This is a genomic window from Candidatus Bartonella washoeensis Sb944nv, assembly GCF_000278135.1.
Lineage (GTDB): Bacteria > Pseudomonadota > Alphaproteobacteria > Rhizobiales > Rhizobiaceae > Bartonella > Bartonella washoeensis.
The window spans coordinates 5,090-6,663 of sequence record NZ_JH725024.1; the positions used below are offsets into that span (position 1 = coordinate 5,090).

Below are 1,574 nucleotides of genomic sequence, written 5' to 3' on the forward strand. Positions count from 1 at the left end.
CTTACATTAATTGGAATAATGATTATGCTCCTTAATTGGAATGTATGCTTAAATTGGATAGAACAACACCCTACCCTTTTTTCTGCACTTTCTTCGGTTGGTGCTTTATTATCCGCAATTTTTTCTTTTCGTTCTATTAAACAGACATTGAATTTAAGAAATGAAGATCGAATAGAAGCTGCAAAATTGAGAAATGAAGATCGAATAGAAGCTGCAAAATTGAGAAATGAAGATCGAATGGAAGCTGCAAAATTGAGAAATGAAGATCGAATGGAAGCTGCAAAGTTCAGAAGAGAAGACCGAGAAAAATTTGAAACAGAATTAGCCAATACCGTGGACATAGCTAAATCAACTAAACAACAAGCAATATCAATGAAAAGGCTTGCCACAGTTCTGGAAAAACAATTAGAGATTTTAGAAGAAAAAAAGCTCCGTGTTACCACACACCATTCATGGATAAGTGATAATCCTAATGATATCTTGTCAGTAATGTATGTATCTTTAAACATTACAAATCCCACAAAACAAACAATTAAAATCAACTCTATCATCATAAATGATAATAGCCCTTTTAACTTTATGTCCGCATGCTATCGCGATCTTTCGTATTTACCACAATCACTAGGAACACTACATTACATCTATCCTCAACAGGAAAAACACTTATGCTTAAAGAAACCTCGAATCGATCCACCCATACATAGCGATATTGATCCATTTAGCCTCAGACCTTCTGGTCTATTAGGACTAATTATCGGTTTTTTTCTTATGGACAGAAACTCAGAAATTCCTTTAATATTGACTATGGAGCACACTGCCATAAATCCTGTAAATCCACCCCAAAAAGTGACTTTTTGCCCCGAATATTTTAATATTAAACAACGTAATAAACTATCCGAGCTGTTGTATCCCAAGCAGTTTTCATTCAATAAATAACCGTTTTCCAACATGATGCATAACGATGTTGTTCCTCAGGGCTTTTTTCAGCCAACTCGCCCCATGTCATTGGCCTTGGTTGCATAAGAAGAAATGATAAATATTGTACCCTATCCCATTTATTGGCTTCTGCAACTGTAACCGATTGTTTTTCCATAAACCATCTATTGAAATCTTCAATAATTTCAATTGCTTCATTCTTTTTCTGCTCATCCCTCATCAATTGTATTAGTATCTTTTGCGTTCTATCATCTTCTATAATTGGAGCTTTTTCTACAAACTCTCTTACAAGCGCGCGAACATCTTCAGGGACTTGAAGATTTTCATATGACATCAAACATTCCTGCTTCTCAGGATTTCTCTGTCCATATTCCGTCAAACGTTCTTGCACTTCTTCTTGCAGTTGCTGCAAATGTTGTATTTTCTTTTCATTCTCCGTTAGCTGCCCTTCCATCAACGCTTTTTGTGATGCTATTAACTCATTTTTTTCAGCTAGCTCTTTTCTAAGCCTTCGCACTCTTTTAGAAGAGTCATGAACAGCATAAAACGAAATCACATTCGCCATTAAAGAAATAACAACTGCTACTAAACTCATCTTTCTCTCCTCACTTACTTTTCTTCTTACTCTTCTTATGAGG

2 protein-coding genes are annotated in these 1,574 nt (G+C 35.4%); one reads left to right on the forward strand and one right to left on the reverse strand.

Annotated features, from left to right (window positions below):
* A partial coding sequence (locus tag MCQ_RS04680; RefSeq protein ID WP_006923856.1) for a hypothetical protein occupies positions 1-936 on the forward strand: 936 nt, incomplete at its 5' end.
* Here MCQ_RS04680 and MCQ_RS04685 read toward each other — a convergent pair.
* Positions 926-1,574, reverse strand: a 649-nt coding sequence (locus tag MCQ_RS04685; protein WP_245256380.1) for a hypothetical protein, incomplete at its 5' end; no start/stop codon positions are given. The two genes, MCQ_RS04680 and MCQ_RS04685, sit on opposite strands and share 11 nt — an antisense overlap.